Genomic DNA, 25,327 nt, shown 5'->3' with positions numbered 1-25,327 from the left:
GATGCAGATTATGCACAGGCTAAAGCACGGCCTACTTCAGGCCGCCGGTTGGCTGTTTTACCTAAGTTTACTGATGGGCATCGCCATGGCGTTGCCTGTGTCCACGTTCGACTCCGAGTCGAAGGACTTCATCTTCCTGATCGGTATCGTCGGTATCTGGCGCTACTCGATGGGTGCCACGCACTTTCTGCGCGGCATGCTGTTTCTGTACGTGGTCTACCCGCACCTGCGGCGCAAAGTGCGCAAGCTGGGTAAAGCGGCAAACCCGTCCCATGTGTTTCTGATGGTCACCAGTTTCCGTATCGACGCCCTGACCACCGCTCAGGTCTACAGCTCGGTGATCCGCGAGGCCATCGACTGCGACCTGCCGACCACCGTGGTGTGCTCCATCGTCGAAATGTCCGATGAGCTGCTGGTCAAGAGCCTCTGGAAACGCATGAACCCACCGTCACGAGTCAAGCTCGACTTCGTGCGCATTCCCGGCACCGGTAAGCGCGATGGCCTGGCCTATGGTTTCCGCGCCATTTCCCGCCACTTGCCGGACGACCGCGCCGTGGTTGCCGTGATCGATGGCGACACCGTGCTGGCCGAAGGCGTCGTGCTCAAGACCGTGCCGTGGTTCCAGCTGTTCGGCAACGTCGGCGGCCTGACCACCAACGAGTTCTGCGAAGTACGCGGCGGCTACATCATGAGCGAATGGCACAAACTGCGATTCGCCCAGCGTCACATCAACATGTGCTCCATGGCCCTGTCCAAGCGCGTGTTGACCATGACTGGCCGGATGTCGGTGTTCCGCGCCACCGTGGTGACCGACCCGGACTTCATCGCCGACGTGGAAAGCGATTCGCTGCAACATTGGCGCCTGGGCCGCTTCAAGTTCCTCACCGGTGACGACAAGTCGAGCTGGTTCAGCCTGATGCGCCTGGGCTACGACACGTTCTACGTGCCCGACGCCGCGATCCATACCGTGGAACACCCGCCGGAAAAGAGCTTCATCAAGGCCAGCCGCAAACTGATGTTCCGCTGGTACGGCAACAACCTGCGGCAGAACTCTCGCGCCCTGGGCTTGGGGATGAAACGTCTCGGCCTGTTCACTTCGGTGGTGCTGTTCGATCAGCGTGTATCGATGTGGACGTCCTTGCTGGGCCTGACCGTGGCAATCCTCGCCAGCTTCAAATACGGCACCGCGTTCATCCTGGTTTACCTGCTGTGGATCGGCATCACCCGTCTGATCCTGACCCTATTGCTGTCCTGCTCCGGTCACCGGATCGGCCCGGCCTACCCGGCGATTCTCTATTACAACCAGATCGTCGGCGCGCTGGTGAAGATCTACGTGTTCTTCCGCCTCGATCAACAATCCTGGACCCGCCAGGACACCAAATTGACCCGTGATCTCGCCAGCTTTCAACGTTGGTTCAACACCTGGTCGTCTCGGACCATGACCTTCTCCGCCGGCAGCATTTTTGTCGCCGTGCTGCTGATGATGGTCTGACCGAACTCGCCTGAATTAACTAGGAAATCGCCCATATGAATACCGCCGTCAACTCCAACGTAGTGCATGAATCCGAAGCCCAGCGCCAACACGCCCGCGTGAAAATCCCGGCCAAGCTGCGTTTCTTCGGTCCTGACCGGGCTCCGGTCGAAGCCCGGGTCATCGACCTTTCCGCGGGCGGCCTGGCGTTCAACGCCGGTCAGCTGCCGCTGAAGGTTGGCGATGTGCACAAGGCCCGCCTGCAATTCGTCATCGATAACCTCGGCCTGGCCATGGACGTGGAATTGCAAATCCGCTCCGTCGATCGCCAGACCGGTCGTATCGGTTGCCAGTTCCAGAACCTGGAACCCCGTGACATTTCCACCCTGCGCCACCTGATCACCTCGCACCTGGCCGGCGACATCGTCAGCGTGGGTGAAATGCTGGCGACCCTGCAGCGCGACAACTTCACCAAGGCGCGCAAGGTCAAGGATGGCGGCCACGGCATGACCCCGCTCGGCCGTCTGAAAGCAGTGACCTTCAGCGCCGGTATCTTCGTGGTCGGCCTGGTGGCGTTCGGTTTCATCTTCAAATCCGTGTACGGCATGTACTTCGTCAGCCACGCCCAGGCCGGTCTGGTCAGCGTGCAGGGCATGAACATCACCATGCCACGCGACGGCACCGTGCAGAGTCTGATCAAGGCTGACGGCGTTGCCGCCAAAGGCGCACCGCTGGCGACCTTCAGCACCAGCATGCTCGACGTGCTCAAGGGCCATCTGGACGAAGACCAACTGCAACCGTCCAAGGTTGAAGAACTGTTCGGCAAGCAAATGACCGGCACCCTGACGTCGCCGTGCGATTGCACCGTGTCTCAGCAACTGGTGGCTAACGGTCAGTACGCCAGCAAAGGCGACGTGATCTTCCAACTGGTGCCGCGCAATACCGAAGCCAACGTTGAAGCACGCTTCTCTTATCGCCAGTTCGGCGACGTGCGCCCAGGCACCTCGGTCAGCTTCCAGATCGCCGGTGAAGACCAAACCCGTACCGGCAAGATCGTCAGCAGCACCAGCCTGAAAAGCGCCGACCTGTCGTCCGACATCCGCGTGCAGATCAAACCTGACGAGCCACTGGACAGCGCCTTCGCCGGTCGCCCGGTGGAAGTGAACAGCACTCGAGGCCCGAACCTGAACTGGCTGGTCAACAAAGCCATGGCCGCCGGTCTTTAAACAGAGGACATGCCCGTGACGACTCCATATTTCCTCAGAACACCGCACACCCTGTGGGAGCGAGCCTGCTCGCGATGGGATCAGCGCGGTCTGTCTGATGCACCGAGCCGCCCGAATCGCGAGCAGGCTCGCTCCCACATAGGATCATTGTGTGCAGTTGCTTTAGCCGTGAGCCTGGCCGGTTGCGCCGGTCTGCCCGACCAGCGTCTGGCCAATGAAGCCCTCAAGCGCGGCGACATCGCGCTGGCGGCGCAGAACTACCAGCAACTGGCAGACCTGGGCTACAGCGAAGCCCAGGTTGGCCTGGCCGATCTGCAGGTCGACAGCCGCGACCCGGCGCAAATCAAAAAGGCCGAGGCGACTTACCGCGCCGCGGCCAGCGTCTCGCCGCGGGCTCAGGCTCGCCTGGGTCGCCTGCTGGTGGCCAAACCCGGCGCCACCGAAGCCGAACACCACGAAGCCGAAGCGCTGTTGAAGAAAGCTTCGGCCAATGGCGAAGGCAACACCCTGATCCCGCTGGCGATGCTGTACCTGCAGTACCCGCACAGTTTCCCGAACGTCAACGCGCAGCAGCAGATCAGCCAATGGCGCACCGAAGGCAAGCCGGAAGCGGGTCTGGCCCAGGTGCTGCTCTATCGCACCCAGGGCACTTACGACCAGCACCTGGATGACGTGGAAAAAATCTGCAAAGCGGCGTTGAACACCACCGACATCTGCTACGTCGAACTGGCCACGGTCTATCAGAAACGTGGCCAGCCGGAGCAACAGGCCGAGCTGATCAAACAGATGCAGGCCGCTCAAAGCCGTGGCACGGTTACCGCTCAACGCGTGGACAGCGTGGCCCGCGTGCTGGGCGATGCAAGCCTGGGCAAGACCGACGAGAAAACCGCTCAGTCGCTGCTCGAAGGCATCGCCCCTGGCTACCCGGCGTCCTGGGTCAGCCTCGCACAACTGCTCTACGACTTCCCTGAACTGGGCGACGTCGACACGATGATGAAGTACCTGGACAACGGTCGCGCCGCCGACCAACCCCGCGCCGAACTGTTGCTGGGCAAGCTCTACTTCGACGGCAAATGGGTGCCGGCCGATGCCAAGGCCGCCGAAGAGCATTTCCAGAAAGCCGTCGGCAAGGAAGTCGCCGCCGATTACTACCTCGGCCAGATTTACCGTCGTGGTTTCCTGGGCAAGGTCTATCCGCAGAAAGCCCTGGATCACCTGCTGACCGCTGCGCGCAACGGCCAAAACAGCGCCGACTTCGCCATTGCCCAACTGTTCTCCCAAGGCAAGGGCACCCGCCCCGACCCGGTCAACGCTTACGTCTTCAGCCAATTGGCCAAGGCTCAAAACACCCCGCTAGCCAATGAGCTTGCACAAACACTCGAAGCGCAACTGCCGCCTGACCGGCTGGCCGAGGCCCAACGCCTGCTGAAACAGGAACAGGCCATTCGTAGCGCCGTGAGTTCGGACACGCTGGAACTGCACGCCCTGCAAGAAGAAGACGGCGAGGAATCCCTATGAAACTCAATCCATTCGTTAAGGCCGGTATTGGCCTGACATTCGCCCTGCTGTGGTCGTGCCCGACCCTGGCAGCCCTGACCGAAGACAAGAACTTCGGCCTCGAAGTCAAAGTTACCGGCCAGTCCGAAGACGATCGTGACCTGGGTACTGCCAGCGGCGGCGACGTTTCCGGCGTCGGCCTCGACCTGCGTCCGTGGGTATATGGCGAGAGCGGCGCGTGGAGCGCCTACGCCATGGGCCAGGCCGTGACATCCACCGACATCATCGAAACAGACACGCTGCAGCAGTCCGACAATGACGGCACTCAGACCACCGACAACGGTGATCGCAAAACCAAGAAAAACTACCTGGCAATGCGCGAGTTCTGGGTCGGCTACAGCGGCCTCACACCTTATCCTGGCGAGATCCTCAAGCTCGGTCGCCAACGCCTGCGTAATGACGACGGCCAATGGCGCGACACCAACATCGAAGCCCTGAACTGGACCTTCGACACCACCCTGTTGCGCGCCAACGTCGGTATCGCCGAACGCTTCAGCGAATACCGCACCGACTTGAAAGAACTGGCGCCCAAGGACAAGGATCGCCTGCACGTTTTCGGCGACGTGGCCACTCAATGGTCGCCGGGCAACTGGGTCGGCATTCGCGGTCATCACACCCACGATGACGGCAAGCTCGACTACCCGGAGCCGGGCGTGGCCGGCGATTCGCTGGATAAAAAACAGAACGGCGACATCAGCTGGCTCGGCCTCACCGCCGACAGCGACGCCTATAACTGGCGCAACACCAACACCGTCAATTACTGGGGCAGCATCACCGGCATGAGCGGCGACACCGACACGGTCAACCCGCTGAACGCCGATGGCACGCGTCCGACCGAAGCCAAACGCGGTGAAGACCTCAATGGCTGGGCCACCGACATTGGCGTGCGTCTGCGCCTCGATCCGCAGTGGCAAGTCGGTGCAGCGTATGCCCGTGCCAGCGCCGAATACGAACAGACCGGCCTGGAAAGCAATCGCTCGAACTACACCGGTACACGCTCGCGGGTTCACCGTTTCGGCGAAGCCTTCCGTGGCGAAATGAACAACATGCAGACCGCTACCTTGTTCGGCTCGTGGATGCTCAATGACGAATACGACGCCAGTGTGATTTACCACAAGTTCTGGCGCGTGGACGGCAACAAGCCGGTGGGCAGCAACGGCATCAACGCCGTCGAAAACAACACCGACGACGTGACCGGCGCGATCCTCTCCAGCACCTCCCTGCCGCTGGAAGATGGCAACAAAGACCTCGGTCAGGAAATGGACCTGGTGGTCACCAAGTACTTCAAGCAAGGCCTGCTGCCGGCAGCGTTGAGCCAATCGATCGATGAGCCTTCGGCCCTGGTACGGTTCCGTGGCGGCGTATTCAAGCCTGGCGATGCGTATGGCAAAGAAGTCGACTCCTACATGCACCGCGCGTTTGTCGACGTGGTCTGGCGCTTCTGATGCAAACCGCGAAGGGAGTGCCCGACATGAACAGTGCCAAGAAAGGCTCGATCAGCCTGCTGGCCGGCGCGTTGCTGCTGGCCAGCGCAGCCGCCTTCGCCACCGTCGAACCGGCCCAGCCTGCACAACAGGGTAAACCGGCGACCACGGCCAAGGGACTGCAACAGGCCAAGACCTACACCGTCAGCAGCGCGCCAACCGCGCCGCTGGACCTGGCCAAACCGAAATTGCCGGACACCTCTGGCTACACCGCCGACGCCATCGCCGCAAAAATTGTGCGTACCAAGCCCGGCAAAATCAGCGTGCGCCGGATGATGCAGGAAGACGCGCTGAAGGACTTCATCGGCGGCGACAACAAGATGGCCGAGTGGGTGGTGCGTCAGCATGGCATCCCGCAGGCGATCTTCGTCGACGACGGCTATATGAACCTCAAGGACCTGGCCAAGAAGCTGCCGAAGCAGTACTTCAGCGAAACCTCTCCGGGCGTGTTCCTGGCGAAGTTGCCGATCGTGGTCGGTCACAAAGGCATTCTGGAAATCGACAAGCAGACCCAGGAGTTACGCCTGTCCCAAGAGGCCGGTTCGTTCCTGGTCAACGACGGTCAGCTGTTTGTGCGTGATACCAAAATCACTGGCTGGCGCGAAAAGACAAACGGCCCGGCGACCTTCACGTCGCCCAAGGAATTCCGTCCGTTCCTGTTGTCCTGGGGCGGCACCGAGACCTACATCGCCAACAGCAAGATCGCCAGTTTCGGTTACGCCAACAGTAAGTCCTACGGCGTGAGTATTTCCCAATACACGCCGAACATGGCCAAAGTGCTCAAGCGCCAGGAACCGACCGGCTGGATCGTCGGTTCCGAGTTCTCGGACATGTGGTACGGCTTCTACTGCTACGAAACCCGCGACTTCGTGGTCAAGGGCAACACCTACAAAGACAACATCGTCTACGGCATCGACCCCCACGACCGTTCCCACGGTCTGATCATCGCCGACAACACAGTGTTCGGGACCAAGAAGAAGCACGGGATCATTATTTCCCGTGAGGTCAACGACAGCTTCATCTTCAACAACCGCAGCTACGACAACAAGCTGTCAGGCCTGGTGATCGACCGTAACAGTGTGAACAACCTGATCGCCTACAACGAGATCTACAAGAACCACACCGACGGCATCACCCTCTACGAGAGTGCCGACAACCTGTTGTGGGGCAACAAGGTGATCAGCAACCGGCGCCACGGCATCCGTATTCGTAACAGCGTGAACATTCGCCTGTATGAAAACGTCTCGATGGCCAACGGCCTGACCGGTGTCTACGGGCACATCAAAGACCTGAGCGACACCGACCGGGACATCAAGCTCGACCCGTTCGACACCGAGGTGTCGCTGATCGTGGTGGGTGGTGAACTGGCCGCCAATGGCAGTGGACCACTGTCGATCGACTCGCCGCTGAGCGTGGAGTTGTATCGCGTGTCGATGCTCGCGCCGACCAAATCCAGCGGCATCAGCTTCTCGGGGATTCTCGGCGAGCGCCAGGATGAAATTCTCGACCTGCTGGTGCGCCAGCAGAAAGCCGTGCTGATCGACCCTGTCGAACGCCAGACCGAAATGCAGGACTGAGGATAATTTTATGCACTCACACTTGATCAAATTACTCAGCCTGTCGGCCCTGACCGCGGGCATTCTCGCGGCCAGCGGCGGTGTTCGCGCCGATGACGCCGCCGGCGTAAGCCCACCGAAATTCAAGGCCGATGATTGCTGCAATCTCTGCCCCGAAGCCCACGACCCGAAGAACTACACCACCCGCTATCAGCAGAATTTCACCACGCTAGTGCAGGCTCAGGGCGATTGGCTATTCCGTACGCAAGAAGACTTGCGCACCGAGTTCGACACCACACCCGCTGGCTACAAACGCATGAAACAACTGCACGATGCGTTCAAGAGCAAAGGCGTGGAACTGGTCATCGTTTACCAGCCGACCCGTGGCCTGGTGAACCGCAACAAGCTGAACCCGGCCGAGAAGGCGAGCTACGACTTCGACAAAGCGCTGAAGAACTACAAAACCATGCTCGGGCGTTTCGCGCAGATGGGCTACGTGGTTCCGGACCTGTCGCCGCTGACCAACGAATCGCTGCCCGATACCCTGCCGGCTCACGATTTCTACTTCCGCGGCGACCAACACTGGACGCCGTATGGCGCCCAGCGCACAGCGAAAATTGTCGCAGAGAAGGTCAAACAATTGCCGGCCTTCGCCGACGTTCCCAAGCGTGAATTCGAGACCCATAAGTCGGGTCGCATGGGCAAGACCGGAACGTTACACAACATGGCGGGTCAACTCTGTGGCACCAGCTACGCGATCCAGTACATGGATCAGTTCACCACCGAGCCAAAAGGCGAAGCGGGCGATGGCGATCTGTTCAGCGATTCCGGCAATCCGGAAATCACCCTGGTCGGCACCAGCCACAGTGGCAAGAACTACAACTTCGCCGGTTTCCTCGAAGAGGCCATCGGCGCCGACATCCTCAACGTGGCGTTCCCCGGCGGTGGCCTTGAAGGCTCGATGCTGCAGTACCTGGGCAGCGAAGAGTTCCAGACCAAACCGCCGAAGATTCTCATCTGGGAATTCTCGCCGCTTTATCGCCTCGACCAGGAAACCATCTACCGCCAGATGATGGCGCTGCTGGACAACGGTTGCGAAGGCAAAGACGCACAGATGAGCGCCAGCGCCACGCTGAAACCGGGCAAAAACGAATTGATGGTCAACAGCAAGAACCAGGACCTGCGCAACAGCAGTCACCAGGTCGATATCCGCTTCGCCGACACCTCGGTGAAAACCTTGCAAGCCACCCTCTGGTACATGAATGGGCGCCACGAGGACATCAAGATCGACAAACCGGAAACCTCCGATACCGACGGGCGTTTCGCCTTCGAGTTGCGCACGGACGAAGACTGGGCCTCGCAGAATCTGCTGGCCGTCGAAGTCCAGGGCCCTGAAAAACCAGGTACCACGCCTCAGAAAGTCGAAGCGAAAATCTGCAAACGCAACGTGTTCTCCGGCGCCGAGCAGCGTACCGCTCAAGCCGGGCAATGAGGCTACCTCTTATGAACTGCATGCAAACCCGAACGCTGAAAAAGTTACTCGCGCCCTCCCTGCTGACACTGGCGATGTTCGCCGGCGCCACCCAGGCCGCCGCGCCCCTGCGCCCGCCCCAGGGTTACTTCGCGCCAATTGAAAAAGTCAAAACCGGCGACAAGAGTGAAGGCTGCGACGCGATGCCGACGCCCTACACCGGCGCCCTGCAATTTCGCAGCAAATACGAAGGCTCCGACAAGGCCCGTTCGACCCTGAACGAGGCATCGGAAAAGGCTTTCCGCGATACCACCGCCGACATCACCAAGATCGAGCGCGCCACCAGCAAGCGGGTGATGCAGTTCATGCGTGACGGTCGTCCGGAACAACTGGAATGCACCCTCAACTGGCTGGCTACTTGGGCTCGGGCGGACGCGTTGATGTCCAAGGACTTCAACCACACCGGCAAGTCCATGCGCAAATGGGCATTGGGTAGCATGGCTTCGTCCTATGTTCGCCTGAAATTCTCTGACTCGCATCCGCTGGCTACCCACCAGCAAGAAGCGCAAGTGATTGAAGCCTGGTTCAGCAAAATGGCCGATCAGGTAGTCAGCGATTGGGACAACCTGCCGCTCGAGCAAACCAACAACCACTCGTACTGGGCCGCCTGGTCGGTGATGGCCACGTCGGTCGCCACCAACCGCCGCGACCTGTTCGACTGGGCCGTGAAGGAATACAAGGTCGGCGTCAATCAGGTCGACGCCCAAGGCTTCCTGCCCAACGAACTCAAGCGCCAGCAACGCGCCCTCGCCTATCACAACTATGCCCTGCCGCCACTGGCGATGATCGCCAGTTTCGCCCAGGTCAACGGTGTCGATTTGCGCCAGGAAAACAACGGCGCCTTGAAACGTCTGGGTGATCGCGTGCTTGCAGGCGTGGAAGACCCGGATGAATTCGAGGAGAAGAACGGTAAAGAGCAGGACATGACCGACCTCAAGGTCGACTCGAAATTCGCCTGGCTCGAACCGTTCTGCTCGCTCTACACCTGCCCGCCGGATGTGCTGGAGCGCAAGCACAAGATGCAGCCGTTCAAGACCTTCCGCCTCGGTGGGGATTTGACCAAGGTCTACGACCCGGCCAGCGAGAAGGGCAAAGGCTCTTAAGACACACGCAAAACCCCTGTGGGAGCGAGCCTGCTCGCGATGACTGATTGCCAGTCGACATCAATGTTGAATGTCAGATCGCAATCGCGAGCAGGCTCGCTCCCACAGGGTCAGTGTCAGGCATGAGTTGAGTATTACGCCCTCTGATTTTTCATGGGGGGTTTGGGGGGGCCGTTGGCCCTTGACTGTTGGTTAAACATGGAGAGATCAGGATGGTATTTTCATCCAACGTGTTCCTGTTTCTGTTCTTGCCGATCTTTCTCGGCATGTACTACTTGAGCGGAATACGCTATCGCAACTTGCTGCTGCTGATCGCCAGCTACGTGTTCTACGCCTGGTGGCGTGTGGACTTCCTTGCGCTGTTCGCAGCCGTCACGCTGTGGAACTACTGGATCGGCCTGAAAGTCGGCGCCGCTGGCGTGCGGACTAAACCGGCCCAGCGCTGGCTGCTCCTGGGCGTGGGCGTCGACCTGTGCATCCTCGGCTACTTCAAGTACGCCAACTTCGGCGTGGACAGCATCAACGCGATGATGACCTCGGTCGGTCTGTCGCCGTTCATCCTGACCCACGTGCTGTTGCCGATCGGGATCTCGTTCTACATCTTCGAGTCCATCAGCTACATCATCGACGTCTACCGTGGTGATACACCGGCGACTCGCAACCTGATCGACTTTGCCGCATTCGTGGCGATCTTCCCGCACTTGATCGCGGGCCCCGTGTTGCGTTTCCGCGACCTGGCCGACCAGTTCAACAACCGCACCCACACCCTCGACAAGTTCTCCGAAGGTGCCACGCGGTTCATGCAGGGCTTCATCAAGAAGGTCTTCATCGCCGACACCCTGGCGGTGGTGGCCGACCATTGCTTCGCCTTGCAGAACCCGACCACGGGCGACGCCTGGCTCGGTGCCCTGGCCTACACCGCGCAGCTGTACTTCGACTTCTCCGGCTACAGCGACATGGCGATTGGCCTGGGCTTGATGATGGGTTTCCGCTTCATGGAAAACTTCAAACAGCCGTACATCAGCCAGTCGATCACCGAGTTCTGGCGTCGCTGGCACATCAGCCTGTCGACCTGGTTGCGTGACTACCTGTACATCACCCTCGGCGGTAACCGTAAAGGCACGCTGATGACCTATCGCAACCTGTTCCTGACCATGTTGCTTGGTGGTCTGTGGCACGGCGCGAACATCACGTACATCGTCTGGGGCGCCTGGCACGGCATGTGGCTGGCAATCGAAAAAGCCCTCGGCCTGAACACCTCGCCGCGCAGCATCAACCCGATCCGCTGGGCGCTGACCTTCCTGCTGGTGGTCATGGGCTGGGTGATCTTCCGCTCGGAGAACCTGCACGTCGCCGGTCGCATGTACGGCGCGATGTTCAGCTTCGGCGAATGGTCGCTGTCGGAACTCAACCAGGCCAGCCTCACCGGCCTGCAAGTGGCAACCCTGGTGGTGGCGTACGCAACCCTGGCGTTCTTCGGCATCCGTGATTTCTACACCAACCGGCCGCCGGTCAAGACCAAGCCTGCCGTCAACGTCGAGGCCGATGGCCCTGCCACGGCTACGCCTGGAATGATCAAAGCCGTACCGGGCGACAACCCGGCCAGCATCCACGAGCCGGGTTACACCGTCGGCGTTGAAGCGACTGTGCAACCGGCCTACTGGACCGCTGACTGGTCCCGTTACGTGATGCGCGCCCTGGTGCTGCTGCTGTTCATCGCCTCGATTCTCAAACTCTCGGCGCAAAGCTTCTCGCCGTTCCTTTACTTCCAGTTCTGAGGGATCTGACCATGACCCGCTCATTACGCATCTTCTACATCGCCCTGTTCCTGGTGACCTTGCTGGTCCTGGGCGTGTGGTCGGTACGCAGCTTCTTCGGCTTCAGTACCAACGCCGATGCCACCGTGCTCAACGGTCGCTGGAGCAAAGCCGTCGAGACGCATTACGACGACGAGTTCCCGATCAAGCGCCTGGGCACCAATATTTGGGCCGCACTGGACTTCAAACTGTTCAACGAAGGTCGTCCGGGCGTGGTGCTCGGTCGCGATCAGTGGCTCTACAGCGATGAAGAGTTTCACCCGATCGTCAACGAAGAGTTGAACCTGCAAGGCAACTACGCGCTGGTCGAAGGCGTGCGCCAGGAACTGAAAGAGAAAGGCGTGAAACTGGTGATGGCGATCGTGCCGGCCAAGACTCGCCTGTACCCGGAACACCTAGGTGAAGTGAAGCCGGCGAGTATCCACGCCAACCTCTATCAGGACTTCCACGCTCGTGTGGCGGCCACCAAGATCCTCGCTCCCGACCTGCTCGGCCCGCTGCAAAGGGGCAAGCAAAACGGTCAGCAAGTGTTCCTGCGCACCGACACCCACTGGACCCCGGAAGGCGCGCAAATCGCTGCCGAGACCCTGGCCAAAACCATTGCCGACAAGGCTCCGCTCAGCGGCGAACCGCAAAACTTCGTCACCGAACCTGCGGAGAAGGTAACGCACAAGGGTGACCTGCGGTTGTTCCTGCCGCTGGACCCGCTGTTCGAAAACCTGATGCCGGCGCAAGAGCCTTTGCAAAAGCGCAACACCGTGGCTACCCAGGATCAGGCTGCCGGTGACGACGCCCTGTTCGCCAACACAGAAGTGCCAGTGGCCCTGATTGGCACCAGCTACAGCGCCAACCCGAACTGGAACTTCGTCGGTGCGCTGAAAGAAGCACTGCACAGCGACGTGGTCAATTACGCCGAAGACGGCCATGGCCCGATTCTGCCGATGCTCAGCTACCTGAAAAGCGATGCTTTCAAGAACAGCCCGCCACAAGTGCTGATCTGGGAGTTCCCTGAACGATATCTGCCTGTGAACAACGAAATCGGTGACGCCGACCCGCAGTGGGTCGCAGAGCTTAAACAAGCCGGCGCACGCCAACAAAACGTAGCTGCAAACACTAAATCCGAGACGCCCGACCGGGCGCAAAACTGAAAGAGAGGTACTACCATGACTTTCACTACTACTCCTCGCCGTCTCGCCGCTCGCTCCTTAAAAGCAGTTGCCCTCGTCGCTGGCATGAGCGTTCTGTCCATGCAGGCCTTCGCCGGTGACGCCGCGCTCTACGGCCCGACCGCACCAAAAGGCTCCAGCTTCGTACGTGTCTACAACGCTGGTAACGCCGAAGTCAGCGCCACCGTTGGCACCACCAACCTGAGCGAAGTCGCGCCGCTGTCCAGCACCGATTTCAGCTTCATGCCAGGCGGCGACTACAGCGCCAAGGTCGGCAGCCAGACCCTGCCGGTGAAATTGGCCGGCGACCACTATTACACACTGGTCAACAACGCCAGCGGCGCGCCACAACTGATCGAAGAGCCGCCGTTCAAGAACAAGCAGAAATCCCTGGTTCGCGTACAGAACCTCAGCGACAAGGCCCTGACCCTGAAAACCGCCGACGGCAAGACCGAAGTGGTCCCGTCCGTGGCGGCCAAGGGCCGTGGCGAGCGTGAAATCAACCCGGTGAAAGTCAGCCTGGCACTGTACGACGGCGCCACCAAAGTCGGCGACGTGAAACCGGTTGCCCTGGAACGAGGCGAAGCCGCGGTGCTGTACGTCACCGGCAAAGGCAGCAGCCTGTCGCCAGTGTGGGTGAAACGCCCGGTTTCGACACGCTGATTAATTTTCCTGACTGACGCATCCCCCTGTGGGAGCGAGCCTGCTCGCGATTACGGTCTGACATTCAGCATTGATGTCGACTGATACGCCGCCTTCGCGAGCAGGCTCGCTCCCACAATGAACTGAGGAGTCAGTCGGGACACGGAACAAGAACAAGAGTGAAACGACAGAACGCAGTAGCTCTGACCCATACGATATTCAAGGAGTAACAACATGATTCCGGTGATCTTGTCAGGTGGTAGCGGCTCACGTCTTTGGCCGCTTTCGCGTAAGCAATTCCCCAAGCAATTCCTCGCCCTGACCGGCGAACAAACGCTGTTCCAGCAAACCCTGGAACGCCTGGTGTTCGAAGGCATGGACACCCCGATCGTGGTGTGTAACAAGGAACACCGTTTCATCGTCAACGAGCAGTTGGGCGCCCGCAACCTGGACGTGCAGCGCGTGCTGATGGAGCCCTTCGGCCGCAACACCTCGCCAGCAGTGGCCCTGACCGCGATGATGCTGGTCAATGAAGGTCGCGACGAGTTGATGCTGGTGCTGCCGGCCGACCACGTGCTGGAAGACCAGAAAGCCCTGCAACGTGCCCTGGCCCTGGCCACCGTAGCGGCCGAGCGTGGCGAGATGGTGCTGTTCGGCGTGCCGGCGACCAAACCGGAAACCGGTTACGGCTACATCAAATCCACCAACGATGCCCTGCTGCCGGAAGGCGTCAGCCGCGTCTCGCACTTCGTCGAAAAACCCGACGTGAAACGCGCCACCGAGTTCGTCCAGTCCGGTGGTTACTTCTGGAACAGCGGCATGTTCCTGTTCCGCGCCAGCCGTTTCCTCGAAGAACTGAAAAAACACGATCCGGACATCTACGACACCTGCGTACTGACGCTGGAACGCAGCGCGCAGGATGCCGATACCGTCGACATCGACGCCGCCACCTTCGCCTGCTGCCCGGACAATTCCATCGACTATTCGGTGATGGAAAAAACCCAGCGCGCCTGCGTAGTACCGCTGACCGCAGGCTGGAGCGATGTCGGTTGCTGGTCGTCGCTGTGGGAAGTCAATGCAAAAGACGCCAACGGTAACGTCACCAAGGGCGATGTGGTCATCCAGGACAGCAAAAACTGCATGATCCACGGCAACGGCAAACTGGTGTCGGTGATCGGCCTGGAAAACATCGTGGTCGTCGAAACCAAGGACGCCATGATGATCGCCCACAAGGACAAGGTCCAAGGCGTCAAACAGATGGTCAACACCCTCAACGAACAGGGCCGCAGCGAAACCCAGACCCACTGCGAAGTCTATCGTCCGTGGGGCTCCTACGACTCGGTCGACATGGGCGGCCGCTTCCAGGTCAAGCGCATCTCGGTCAAGCCGGGCGCCTGCCTGTCGCTGCAAATGCACCACCACCGCGCCGAACACTGGATCGTGGTCAGCGGCACCGCCGAAGTGACCTGCGACGAAAACGTGTTCCTGCTCACTGAAAACCAGTCGACCTACATCCCGATCGCCTCGGTTCACCGTCTGCGCAACCCGGGCAAGATTCCCCTCGAGATCATCGAAGTGCAATCGGGCAGCTACCTGGGCGAAGACGATATCGAGCGGTTTGAAGATATCTACGGTCGCTCCACCCCGATCGAACGCGGCGTGTCGGTGAAAACCATCGCGCAGTGATTGCCCGGTAAAACAAAAAGCCCCCGTCCAGCCCGCTGCGTTCCCTATCCGCAGTGGGTTGGGTGGGGGCTTTTTACATCTGGGTCATCATGGTTAAAAAGGTATCCATTGATTGCTCTTCGCCGGCCTGTAAGCGACGATGTAGGCACTCGGAATCGGAGTAATGAACGTCATTTCCACAGTCGTGGGTGGAATCATCACAACGAATAGGGATTGATCCAGGGTGTCGCCACTCATCAACACCCTCGCATCCAGCCTTCCTTTCGGAGTGAATTTGAAAGGCGATCCGAGCCCCATCGTTTGCGCATTGATATCCCGTTCTTTAAGGTCAGGAATTTCCATCCGATACAGATAATTCCTGGTGTCACCAAATCCGCCAGAGTCTTCATCCATGCCCGTGGATACGTATCTAGGAACAGGACTCCTCACATGTTCGTTGGCGACGGTATTCATCCCTTTGGACACTACTGCGTGCCTGAATTCCTGCTTGATTTCTCCCCCCCGGTTGTCCTTGGGATAAAAACCACCTGCGGCACGGATTTGATCGGGTGAACGATCATCTGCCCTCATGACCACAACCCCCCCGCGTTGACCAATCGACAATGAGTGCGAGCCGACAACCATTGAACCGGTCGCGTATGAAGGGAGTGGCCTTGTCGGCAGAGGTTCAGTGAATAATGCAACTTGCGGCTTCGGTGGTAGCTTGGGGGCGACCTCTTTCACTGGCGCAGCTATCGTCATCCGCACCCCGGGCACGGGTGGACGGGGAGCAGCAGATGGGCCTGCTACTGGCCTCGGCGGAACAGGGGGACGTGCAGATGCCGGGGTCTCGGAAACATTGTTTTCAGAAAAAAGTCCTTTCAGTTTTGAAACTACACCACCCTTTTCCTTGTTATCCGGGTTAAGCCCGTTTTCATCGACTAGCCCGATCGGGTCGTTCCGCACCATCCGGTACAGATTAAGACCATCGATAGCCCCCGCCGGATCCGGATTCACCCACCGCTGCAACCACGGGATGTAATAGCGGTATCCATAGTAATAAATCCCCGTCGCATCCCGCTCCTTGCCCGAGTAGCGAACGGTTTTGTAACTGACCTCGATCACATCATCCCCGGCCAGATACGCCGTCTCGCCAAACGGATAAAAAATTTCCCGGCTGATGATCCGTGCATCAGCAGCCAGCTCCAGGCTGATCGAGCCCAAATGATCGGTGCAGCCATATCGATATTGGTCGTTTGTGCCCGAAGGCGGGAGACTCTCCCAGTGCAACACCCGAACGCTATTGAGTCCGGCCTGGGCGGTGATCACCTGTAGTACCTCGCCGGTGCCGGTATCGGTGCGCAGCTCCAGCCCCGGCAAGTAACGCACGTCAGCGACCACGGTTCGGGCGTTGGTCTGCAATGAGCGAATTTTACGTACCCGCTGGCCACCGCCATCGTAGACGTACGACTCCCGGTCATTGCGCCCGGAGGCACGTTCCACCGGGCTGACCGAATGCAACTGATTACGCAGATTCCACGTCAAGAGCCGACCCTGATCCAACTCCAGCAAATTGCCCCTGGCGTCGAACGCCGCAGCGATTTCTTCTTCGGTGGGCGGCACGCCGTTGCGCCAGGGTAGGCAGCGATTACTGTAGCTGGCGGCTTTCAAATTGTGTCCGTGTTTTTGCGCGCCGACGTGGGTCAACTTCAGCAGATTGCCACCCTCGTCATAGCAGTAGGTCTGGCGGTAGTTGCTGACTGCCGCCGGATCGGCGCGACCAACCGACTCTGGCCCTTGATTGGGACCACCCGCCTCCCAACCAGAGGCCTCGATTAACTGGTAAAGGCTGTCGTAGCAGAAGCGACTGATCGGATCGATGCGCTGGTTGGCGAAGTAGCGCACCGGCAGCGCCTTGTCCTCGATGCTCAACACGTTGCCTATCCGGTCATAGTCGTAAATCAGATGCTGCAACATTCGGGCGCCGGCATCCTGTGCCCGACGTTCCATCAACAGACCATCTTCGGGACGATAAACGAAGGTTGTTTGCACTGCGTTGCCCGTCGTTTCGTGCTCGATCTGCCCCTGCGCGCTGTACTGGATATCGCTGACCAACGTTTGCCAGGTGGTCAGTCCATGGAGTCGCAGACGGGTTTCACGCAACTGACCATCACGGGTCAGACTGAAGACCTGACGATTGCCCTTGGCGTCGGTCTGTTCCAACACATCACCCAGTGGGCCGAACCGCCAGGCGGATGTCGCGCCCAAACCGGACTCAAGCAAGTGCTGGCGATCAGTTTCCAGTGGTGGCCAATCCGGGGACACCGGGTCCAACGTAAAGTGGCGGGTGTTTTCAACACATTGACCGCTGATCGCAAACGCATCAAACAGCACACTGCCCGCTGGATCATCGTGACGAATCAGTTGGCCGTACTGGTTACGGTCCTGATTGCCCTGGCCAGGGCAGCCATAGGCAAAGCGTTCGACACAGCGACGCGGTTGCGCAGCGCCCTGCTCCAACACCGCCACTGGCCGCAGCAAATCGTCATATTCAACCTCGCGACGGGTTTCGCGGCTGTCCCGGCCCAACAACACTTCGTCGGCCAAGCCATGCAGGTTGATCTGCGTTCCAGCATCAACGCTGTCCGTGCGCAGCGCGCTCCCGGACAGCGAGTACACCGTGGTCAGATTGGGAGTGGCCAGGGGATCGCCCACTTGCAGCGCCCACAATCGCGGATCCCACTGTTTCACCGCACGCCCTGCGCCATCGTGAACAGTGCGGTTAATGCGGGCCTCGGTGGGCAGGTTTTCGACGGTGCGCCAATAATCAACCGAACGGATCGACAAGCCACGCGGATCGACGACCGTCAGTGTGGGTGTCTTGTGATGTATTCCCATTTCCACCGTCCATCGAATAACTGCCCTGTTGTCCAATGTCTTCTAACGTTTCGAGCGCATGGCTGGCTACTGTCAGAAATTACAGTACCGACCAGCGGTACAATCCCTTGCTCGCCGAATGTCCATTCCCGTGCCCCTTCGGTAGGATGGTGGTCATGAGTTCAAGGAGCGTTCAAACATGTTCATCGGCGTCCTGCTGGTCATCACCTGGCTGATCTTGCTGCTGCGCTATCCGGCCAAGGCCCTGCCGGTGTCCATGGCCGCCGCCGTCGGGTTGGGTCTGCTGGCGACCTGGGTGATCTGGTCGGACAACCGCGAGGTCAAGCAACTGGCACGCCTTGAGTTGCGCATTACCTACGCGCCAGAACATTGTCCGGCAGACCGGCCGTTGCAGCTGACCATGAACAACGGCAACGACGTGCCGCTGACTGAACTGCGCTGGCGCGTCGCCGCTTATGCGCCGGGCGACACGGTCAATCTGGCCGATAATCAATACGCCGCACCACGTTATCGCGGCCCCGGTGAACTGCAGGCCGGCGCCAGTTGGGAAGACTGTTTGCCGCTGCCACCGCTACGCCCTGGCTACCGCCCACAAACCCTGGAGTTTCGCGCCGAGCGTTTGCAGGGTAGTTTCTCCGACTGATCCCACTTTTTTGCACAAGGACCGCGCCATGCCCGTTGCATTGATTACCGGTTGTTCCAGCGGAATTGGCCGCGCCCTCGCCGATGCCTTCAAAAGTGCCGGTTACGAAGTCTGGGCCAGCGCCCGCAAAGCTGAAGACGTGACGGCCCTGACTGCCGCCGGCTTCACCGCCGTGCAACTGGACGTTAACGATGGCCCGGCCCTCGAACAGCTGAGCGAGCGGATCAATCAGCAACTCGGCGGCCTCGATGTGCTGATCAACAATGCCGGTTATGGCGCCATGGGGCCATTGCTCGACGGCGGTGTGCCGGCCATGCAGCGCCAGTTCGAAACCAACGTGTTCGCGATTGTCGGCGTCACTCGCGCGATGTTCCCGGTGCTGCGCCGCGCCAGGGGCCTGGTGGTGAACATCGGCAGTGTTTCCGGGGTTCTGGTCACGCCGTTTGCCGGCGCCTACTGCGCCTCGAAAGCCGCGGTGCATGCCTTGAGCGATGCCTTGCGCATGGAACTGGCGCCGTTCGGCGTGCGAGTCATGGAAGTTCAGCCGGGGGCCATCGCGTCCAGCTTCGCCAAGAATGCCGGCCATGAGGCTGAGCAACTGATCACCGAACAATCGCCGTGGTGGCCGCTGCGTGAAGGCATTCGGGCACGGGCCAAAGCGTCTCAGGACAAACCGACGCCGGCCAGCGAGTTTGCCGCCGGTTTGCTCAAGGCTGTGCAGCAGAGCAAACCGCCGCGTCTGGTGCGTTTGGGTAACGGTAGCCGGGCGTTGCCGTTGATGGCGGGATTGCTGCCCAAGGGGTTGCTGGAGTCGGGGTTGATGAAGCGGTTCGGGTTGCGCGGGCAGCTCTGATACCGGGTCGACGCGTTCGCGGGCAAGCCTCGCTCCTACAGGATGAACGCCATCTCAAAATTAGCGCACGACCTGTAGGAGCGAGGCTTGCCCGCGAACGCGTCGGCACAATCACCGAAAATTCCGAAACTTTTCTGATATCCATAAGTGACCGAACGTCCCATGATCGACTACACCGAATACTTTGACGAAGTGATCCAGGCCCACATAGCCATCGAGCAATGGTTGGCCGAGGAGCGAGACGAGTCCGAGCTTGAGCAATTGCTGACGCGTTTTTCGCCGCAGTTTTCCATGGTCTCGCCGTTGGGCCGGGTGCTGGATTTCGAGGCGTTGAATGAATTGTTTCTGCTGGCGGGCGGGAAGAAACTCGGGTTCAGGATTGATCTCAGCGAGTTGCGAGGTGTCGCGCTGTATGGCGGTGGCGCAGTGGTGAGTTACCGCGAGCAGCAGACTGATGCGACAGGGCTGCATTCTGATCGGCGATCCTCGGTGGTGTTTGAGAAACAGGCCGATGGCAAGGTGATTTGGCGGCATTTGCATGAGACGTTTTGCAAGGAGTGAACCTGAGTCGCTCCCATCGCGAGCAGGCTCGCTCCTACAGGGGACTTGCGTCGTTCACCGAATCAGCGTCCGACCTCGGTCAATGTGGGAGCGAGCCTGCTCGCGATGGGCGCGACTCGGTCTAACGGTTAGTTAACAACCACCGTGCAAGTAATCCCCGCCGCCAACAACACTCCCTCCGGCACTTCATCAATGTGAATCCGCACCGGTACTCGCTGCGCCAGGCGCACCCAGTTGAAGGTCGGGTTCACGTCGGCGATCAGCTCGCGGCTTTCCGGGTTGTCGCGGTCATAGATGCCCCGAGAAATGCTTTCCACATGCCCCTTGAGCACTTCGCCGCTCATCAATTGCATGTCGGCTTTATCCCCCACGTGCACACGGGGCAGTTTGGTTTCTTCGAAGAAGCCATAAACCCAGAACGAATTCATGTCGACCACCGCCATTTTCGCTTCGCCGATGCGCGCGTAGTCGCCGCGATGCACGTTGAGGTTGGTCACGTAGCCGTCCACTGCCGCGCGCACTTCGGTGCGTTTGAGGTTCAGTTCAGCCGCTTCCAGTTGTGCCTGGGCGTGTTGATAGTCGGCCAGGGCCGAGTCGGCGATGTTCGTGGCGTCGTCGCGGTTTTCCCTGGAGATCACCAGGTTGTCGAGGTCGGCGCGGCGATGGGCGTTGACCTTGCGCATCTCCCACGTGGCCTTGCGCGATGCGACCAGGTTCTGCGCCTGTTTCACCGCGATGCGATAGTGCTCGGGGTCGATGCGCATCAGCAGGTCGCCCTTTTTCACCAACTGATTGTCGCGCACCGGCACGTCCACGACCTCACCGGTGACGTCGGCGGCGACATTGATGATGTCCGCGCGCACGCGGCCGTCGCGGGTCCAGGGGGTGTTCATGTAATGCACCCACAGCGTCCGGCCGATCCACAGGGCAAGGGCCAACACCAGCAGGGTCGCGAGCAGGCTGAAAAGCTTTTTCATCAGGGCATTCTCAGTGGTAGTGAGTCAACGGTAGACAGTCAGCGCCAAAGCGCCGAACAGACAGATAAACAGACTCAGGCGCAGCAGCGCCGGGTGCCAGAAGAAGCGGTACAGATCGAATCCGGACAAGAACCGGTCAAGGGCCCAGGCCAGCGCCGCCGCAATGAAAAACATCAGGGTCATGGTGGGCATGTACACGCCGTGGAAGGCGATTTCACGAGGCATGGGCAAGTCCTTGAGGCTTGGCGACGGCATAAGTGGCCAGTGGCGATTGCGGGTCCAGCAACGAGGTACGGATGAAGTGCAGGTAGCTTTTCACCCGGCGCAATGCAGAGGTGTCGAAGTGCGGCGCGAAGGGCTCGTCGGTGGCCTGCACGTGGCTGATCGCGTGGTCGACCGCGACCAGAGCACGTTCCAGATTGCTCTGGCTCGGTTGCAGAAACAGTCGCACCAACGAACGCCCCATCACCCGAATTGACTCGCGCCACGGTTGTGATTCGGCGTACGCCGGGTGCACTGGCAAAATCGCCTGTTCCTTGCGTAACTCGATGATCGCGTGGCCGACTTCCAGCACCACCAACATCCAGCGCAGCAAGTCCCGTTGCACCTGCGGCTGTCCCGCTGCGAGACCGTAGGCCTGATGCAGCAAGTCCCGCGTGCGGCTTTCGAAACTCGACGCCAGGCCCTTGAGTTTGCCGCTGATGGCGTACACCACTTGCCCGCGCAAATCCTGCTCCAGGCGCCGCCACAACCAGCGGCTGTTGGGCGGCAGAATGATCGCCCCGGCCGCCGCGCACACCAGCATGCCCATGATCATGGCGATGTAGTCGTTGACGAAGGCGTAAGGGTTGTAGACCGTGAGGTTGTCCGGCACTGAACCGGTGCTGAAGAAAATCAGCAACCCCAGGCCGACCCCGGCGTATTGCGGCCGTGAGGTCAGGAACGAGCCGAGCACGATCACCGGCGCCAGCATCACGCAAAGCAACGGAAAACCGTCGATCCAGGGGAAGATGAAAAACATCTCGACGAAACCGATCAGCGCCCCGAGCAACGTCCCGTAGGCCATCTGAATAGCCATGCGCTTGGGGTTCGGTGTCGCCGCGCTAAGGCCTACGGTGGCGGCAGCGATCAAGGTCATGGTCGCCCCACTCGGCCACGCGGTGGCCACCCAATAACTGCCGAGAACCACGAGAATGAACGCTGCGCGAATGCCCGACGCCGCCGAGGCCAGCCAGTTGGTTTGCGGGGTGAAAGGCTCGTCCCAACGCTCCCGTTCGTGGCGGTGATCGGCCAGGGACGCATGGGTCTGTGCATAACTGTGCAGGTCGTCGACGAAGCGATAAAGCAGCTCGTAGGCGGTATGAAAATCCAGCTGCTCGGCGTCGCTCGGATCACTTTCCTGAAAGGTCGCCCGCAGGCTGCGGACCCGCGCCGGCAAGTTTTCCTTATAGGTCGCCAACGCGGTGGCCAGGCGTGCAGCGTCGGGGCTGGTCAAGGCGCGACCGCTGAAGCCGTCGAGCACTTCGGCCAGGTCCTGCAATCCCGGTTTGATCGCCGCGACAACGTGATCGGTGCCGCTGCTGCGCAAGCGTTCGAGCAACTGATGCAGCGCATTGAAGCGCGTGGTAACGCCCATGAATTCGCTGTTCAAGCGACTGAGCCGCCCGTTGCGTCGACGCATGTGCGGGTCTTCGAACACCGTCACGCTGCGCAGCCCTTCCAAGCCCACGGCCTCGGCAATGAAGCGCACGTTGCCCGCTTCAAACGCCTCGCGCTGACTGCGACCGCGCAAGCCATCGGTGACGAACAAGGCAAACACGCTGAAGCGCTGATACAGCGCATTACGCATTGCGGCGCTGGCGGTTTGCGGCAGGATCGCGGCGCTCACCAGCGTCGAGCAGAGAATCCCCAGGGAGATTTCCAACACGCGCCAGACTGCCGCCATGAATGCGCCGTCCGGGTGGGCCAGGGCAGGTAGTCCGATCATCGCCGCCGTGTAACCGGCGAGCACAAATCCGTAGGCACGGAAGTTGCGATAACGCGCCGCGCCGGCCGAACAGAGGCCAACCCAGATCGCCAGCGAGCCGAGGAACAGTTCGGTGTTCTGCGCGAACAAGGCAATCAACGCAACCATCACCGTCGAGCCGGCCAAGGTGCCGAGCAAGCGATAGAAACTCTTGGCGAACACCTGGCCGCTTTGCGGCTGCATGACGATGAACACCGTGATCATCGCCGTGCGCGGTTGCGGCAACTCAAGGCGCATGGCCAGCCACAAGGTCAGGAACGCCGCGAACAGCACCTTGAAAATGTAGACCCAGGTCACGCCGTCGCTGCGTGCCCAGTCGAAAAAACCCCGGCGCCATTCAAGGGAATATAGCCAGCGCAAGGGTGCGGGCAAGGGAGTCATGGAATTTTGCTCAATGAAATTCAGTCAGGTCGCGGAACCTGTGGGAGCGAGCCTGCTCGCGATGGCGATTTCACATTCAACATTGATGTCGACTGACACACCGCTATCGCGAGCAGGCTCGCTCCCACAGGTTTTGTATTCAACGCAAAAGAACCGGGGTTTTCGGGGGCTGGGTTTTCTCGGCATTCGGGACGTCGTTGCCAGCGCCGAGGCCTCCGCCCAAAGCAGTCACCAATTGCGCATGAGCGCTCAACCGTGCGGCCTGAACCTGCTGCTGCACTTGTTGCTGCTTGAACAACAAGGTCTGCGCATTGAGCACGTTGAGGTAATCGGTGAGCCCACGTTGGTAGGCGATCATCGCGATGTCGTAGGTCTTCTGCGCCGTGGCCACCGACTCGGCGGTGAAGGCCTGTTGCTTGTCCATCGACTGGCGGCGAATCAACTGGTCGGAGATATTCTTCAGTGCGTTGACCAGCGTCTGGTTGTACCTGGCCACGGCGATGTCGTAACCGGCCGAGGCTTCGCCCAACTCCGAACGCAAGCGGCCGCCGTCGAAGATCGGCAGCGAGATCGCCGGGCCGACGCTGTAGTTGAGCTTCTTGCCAGAAAAAAACTCCAGAGCACCGCCGCCAGTGGCCATGTAGCCGAGGCTGCCGACCAGATCGACGTTGGGGTAGAAGCAGGCGTGGGCGACATCGATACCCCGCGCCTGCGCCGCCACTTGCCAGCGACCGGCAACCACGTCCGGGCGTTGACCGAGCAGCTGCGCCGGCAGCGACGACGGCAACTTCAGCGCCGTGCCCAACGCCAGCGTCGGCCGTTGCAATTGCGCACCCTCCCCCGGCCCAAAGCCTGCAAGCGCGGCGAGCTGATTGCGGCTAAGGGCGATTTCCTCATCCAGCGCATCGAGTTGGCGATGGGTTTCCGGTAGCGGCGTTTCGGCCTGGCTGACTTCGAAATGGGTGCCGATGCCACCGCCCAGACGTTTTTGCGCCAGATCGAGAATTTGCTGTTGCTGCTTCAAGGTCGCGGCGACGATGTCCAGTTGCGCGTAATGCAACGAGAGTTCGATGTAGGCGCGCACGATGTTGTTCTGCAATTCAAGCTGGGCCTGCCGCGCTTCGGCGGCGCTCATGTGGGCCATGTCCACGGCACGCTCGGTGGCGTTGCTTTCGCGACCCCAAAGGTCGAGGGTATAGCTCAAACCCAGCGCGGCGTTGTTGTCCCAAGTGGTGGTGTTGGCCAACTCGCCGGGGCCATAGAACTGATCGGTGGGCCAGTTGTGGCGCTTGAGGGTGGATTGGCCATTGATCTGCAACGACTCGGCGGCCTCGGCAATGCCGGCCATGGACCGGGCCTGACGCACGCGCGCGGCGGCCATGGCCATGCTCGGGCTGCCTTGCAGGGCGAGGTCGATCCAGCGATTCAGTTGCGGGTCGCCGTAGGCTTTCCACCATTGGGCGGTGGGCCAGTGAGCGTCCCGAGCGGCGCTCTGAATAGCTTCGTCGGTGGCCAGTGAATTAGCCTCCAGTGCCTTGCCTTGTGGGGCAATACCAGCGGTTGCGATGCAGCCGCTGATTGCTAGGGTTAAAGCCAAAACACTGAGCGTCTTGAGCGCTCTGTTGATGCGACGCGGCACTGCTGCGATTTCCTGAAATAGGGAGGGATCCTGTAGGAGCGGCGCAATTCTAGGGGTGGGCCTTGTTGGCGATAAGCCGGGATTCCTGTGAATCTTTGTTACCGTTAACGAGATAATCCCTGGGTCCATCT

19 protein-coding genes are annotated in these 25,327 nt (G+C 60.2%); 14 read left to right on the top strand and 5 right to left on the bottom strand.

Annotated elements, in window-relative coordinates:
* Window positions 1–10 precede the first annotated feature (10 nt).
* The 11 genes from alg8 to ACA044_RS04945 all read left to right on the top strand — a co-directional run bounded on the left by alg8 (window position 11) and on the right by ACA044_RS04945 (window position 15,239).
* Window positions 11–1,492 (top strand): mannuronan synthase, encoded by a 1,482-nt coding sequence (gene alg8, locus ACA044_RS04995; RefSeq protein ID WP_497445407.1) that lies wholly within the window; start codon window positions 11–13, stop codon window positions 1,490–1,492.
* Window positions 1,493–1,527: 35 nt separating this feature from the next.
* Window positions 1,528–2,697: a PilZ domain-containing protein gene (locus tag ACA044_RS04990; RefSeq protein WP_497445406.1), complete on the top strand. Its 1,170-nt coding sequence runs from the start codon at window positions 1,528–1,530 to the stop codon at window positions 2,695–2,697.
* A gap of 9 nt (window positions 2,698–2,706) precedes the next feature.
* Complete coding sequence (algK, locus tag ACA044_RS04985; RefSeq protein WP_497445405.1) at window positions 2,707–4,215, top strand: alginate biosynthesis TPR repeat lipoprotein AlgK; 1,509 nt, start codon at window positions 2,707–2,709, stop codon at window positions 4,213–4,215.
* Window positions 4,212–5,699 (top strand): alginate export family protein, encoded by a 1,488-nt coding sequence (locus tag ACA044_RS04980; protein ID WP_497445404.1) that lies wholly within the window; start codon window positions 4,212–4,214, stop codon window positions 5,697–5,699. The genes algK and ACA044_RS04980 overlap by 4 nt, the downstream gene beginning before the upstream one ends.
* A gap of 26 nt (window positions 5,700–5,725) precedes the next feature.
* Entirely contained in the window at window positions 5,726–7,315 is a 1,590-nt protein-coding gene (gene algG, locus ACA044_RS04975) for a mannuronan 5-epimerase AlgG (RefSeq protein ID WP_497445403.1), read from the top strand.
* A gap of 10 nt (window positions 7,316–7,325) precedes the next feature.
* Window positions 7,326–8,786 carry an alginate O-acetyltransferase gene (locus ACA044_RS04970; RefSeq protein WP_497445402.1) on the top strand — a complete coding sequence of 487 codons (1,461 nt, stop codon included), beginning with the start codon at window positions 7,326–7,328 and terminating at the stop codon, window positions 8,784–8,786.
* 11 nt (window positions 8,787–8,797) lie between these two features.
* Window positions 8,798–9,928 carry a mannuronate-specific alginate lyase gene (locus ACA044_RS04965; RefSeq protein ID WP_497445401.1) on the top strand — a complete coding sequence of 377 codons (1,131 nt, stop codon included), beginning with the start codon at window positions 8,798–8,800 and terminating at the stop codon, window positions 9,926–9,928.
* Window positions 9,929–10,140: 212 nt separating this feature from the next.
* A complete protein-coding gene (locus ACA044_RS04960) occupies window positions 10,141–11,706 on the top strand; it encodes an MBOAT family O-acyltransferase (RefSeq protein WP_497445400.1) in 1,566 nt (521 codons plus the stop codon).
* Window positions 11,707–11,717: 11 nt separating this feature from the next.
* On the top strand, window positions 11,718–12,893 hold the full coding sequence (locus ACA044_RS04955) for an alginate O-acetyltransferase (protein ID WP_497445399.1): 1,176 nt from the start codon (window positions 11,718–11,720) through the stop codon (window positions 12,891–12,893).
* A 15-nt stretch (window positions 12,894–12,908) separates the two neighbouring features.
* A complete protein-coding gene (locus ACA044_RS04950) occupies window positions 12,909–13,574 on the top strand; it encodes an alginate O-acetyltransferase AlgF (protein ID WP_497445398.1) in 666 nt (221 codons plus the stop codon).
* 213 nt (window positions 13,575–13,787) lie between these two features.
* On the top strand, window positions 13,788–15,239 hold the full coding sequence (locus ACA044_RS04945) for a mannose-1-phosphate guanylyltransferase/mannose-6-phosphate isomerase (protein ID WP_497445397.1): 1,452 nt from the start codon (window positions 13,788–13,790) through the stop codon (window positions 15,237–15,239).
* A gap of 93 nt (window positions 15,240–15,332) precedes the next feature.
* On the opposite strand, the gene ACA044_RS04940 is transcribed toward ACA044_RS04945, so the two are convergent.
* Window positions 15,333–18,116, bottom strand: a complete 2,784-nt coding sequence (locus tag ACA044_RS04940) for an RHS repeat-associated core domain-containing protein (protein WP_497447166.1) — start codon at window positions 18,114–18,116, stop codon at window positions 15,333–15,335.
* A gap of 178 nt (window positions 18,117–18,294) precedes the next feature.
* Here ACA044_RS04940 and ACA044_RS04935 point away from each other — a divergent pair, with 178 nt between their 5' ends.
* The 3 genes from ACA044_RS04935 (at window position 18,295) to ACA044_RS04925 (ending at window position 20,173) form a co-directional block, all read left to right on the top strand.
* The gene (locus ACA044_RS04935; protein ID WP_497445396.1) at window positions 18,295–18,759 is read left to right on the top strand and encodes a multidrug transporter; all 465 of its coding nucleotides are present in this window, start codon (window positions 18,295–18,297) and stop codon (window positions 18,757–18,759) included.
* A 28-nt stretch (window positions 18,760–18,787) separates the two neighbouring features.
* Entirely contained in the window at window positions 18,788–19,612 is an 825-nt protein-coding gene (locus ACA044_RS04930; protein WP_497445395.1) for an SDR family oxidoreductase, read from the top strand.
* Window positions 19,613–19,774: 162 nt separating this feature from the next.
* Window positions 19,775–20,173 carry a DUF4440 domain-containing protein gene (locus ACA044_RS04925; protein ID WP_497447165.1) on the top strand — a complete coding sequence of 133 codons (399 nt, stop codon included), beginning with the start codon at window positions 19,775–19,777 and terminating at the stop codon, window positions 20,171–20,173.
* A 128-nt stretch (window positions 20,174–20,301) separates the two neighbouring features.
* Here the strand turns inward: ACA044_RS04925 and ACA044_RS04920 are convergent, their stop codons facing one another.
* The 4 genes from ACA044_RS04920 to ACA044_RS04905 form a co-directional block, all read right to left on the bottom strand.
* Window positions 20,302–21,150: an efflux RND transporter periplasmic adaptor subunit gene (locus tag ACA044_RS04920; RefSeq protein ID WP_497445394.1), complete on the bottom strand. Its 849-nt coding sequence runs from the start codon at window positions 21,148–21,150 to the stop codon at window positions 20,302–20,304.
* A 24-nt stretch (window positions 21,151–21,174) separates the two neighbouring features.
* Complete coding sequence (locus tag ACA044_RS04915) at window positions 21,175–21,375, bottom strand: DUF1656 domain-containing protein (RefSeq protein WP_322220720.1); 201 nt, start codon at window positions 21,373–21,375, stop codon at window positions 21,175–21,177.
* Entirely contained in the window at window positions 21,365–23,557 is a 2,193-nt protein-coding gene (locus tag ACA044_RS04910; protein ID WP_497445393.1) for an FUSC family protein, read from the bottom strand. Before ACA044_RS04910 ends, ACA044_RS04915 begins: the two co-directional genes overlap by 11 nt.
* Before the next feature lie 139 nt (window positions 23,558–23,696).
* On the bottom strand, window positions 23,697–25,196 hold the full coding sequence (locus tag ACA044_RS04905; protein ID WP_497445392.1) for an efflux transporter outer membrane subunit: 1,500 nt from the start codon (window positions 25,194–25,196) through the stop codon (window positions 23,697–23,699).
* Window positions 25,197–25,327 lie beyond the last annotated feature (131 nt).

It is taken from the genome of Pseudomonas sp. LBUM1673 (assembly GCF_059695645.1).
The sequence above is the reverse complement of the archived record's forward strand: the minus strand, read 5'-3'. Positions and strand labels throughout refer to the sequence as shown.